The organism is Roseburia faecis (genome assembly GCF_001406815.1).
Taxonomy (GTDB): Bacteria; Bacillota; Clostridia; order Lachnospirales; family Lachnospiraceae; genus Roseburia; species Roseburia faecis.
The window spans coordinates 1-460 of sequence record NZ_CVRR01000084.1 but is presented as its reverse complement, the minus strand read 5'-3'; the positions used below and the strand labels follow the sequence as shown (position 1 = coordinate 460).

The following is a 460-nucleotide window of genomic DNA, read 5'->3' as shown; positions in this document are numbered from 1 at the left end:
CTGTCTCCGGATTCCGGATGCAGCTGGTCAAGCCATGACAAAAAAGCCTCTATGACAGGTTTTTGATCCTTCAGGCGGCGATTATAAATCTGTTTGAGCGATAATCCTTTTTCTCGATAAGAGCGTTCATACTCAAACAGCTTATTACAGTATAGAAATCCCTGGACTGCCGGATGTGTATAATCCTTTTCGTGGCCTTTGGGTATTGCCCGCAGCCAATAGCGTCGTATGTGAGCCCAGCAGCAACAACGCTGTGCCTCCGGCACTTTGTTGTATCCTTTATAGCCATCAACCATTAGATAGTATCCGGGATCTGCACCTGCAAGAAAAGCAGCGGCATGACTGCCGGCTCTGGTCGGAGTGTAATTATAAAGGATGATAGGAATCCCACCATTGTCACCAGTTCGTACCAGCCAGACATAAGATTTACTCTGTGGTCTGCGGCCTTCTTCCTTTAATA

At 47.0% G+C, this 460-nt stretch carries 1 protein-coding gene; it reads right to left on the bottom strand.

What is annotated here, in order from left to right:
* Nucleotides 1-460, bottom strand: a 460-nt coding sequence (locus M72_RS15555) for an IS66 family transposase (protein WP_141652768.1), incomplete at both ends; no start/stop codon positions are given.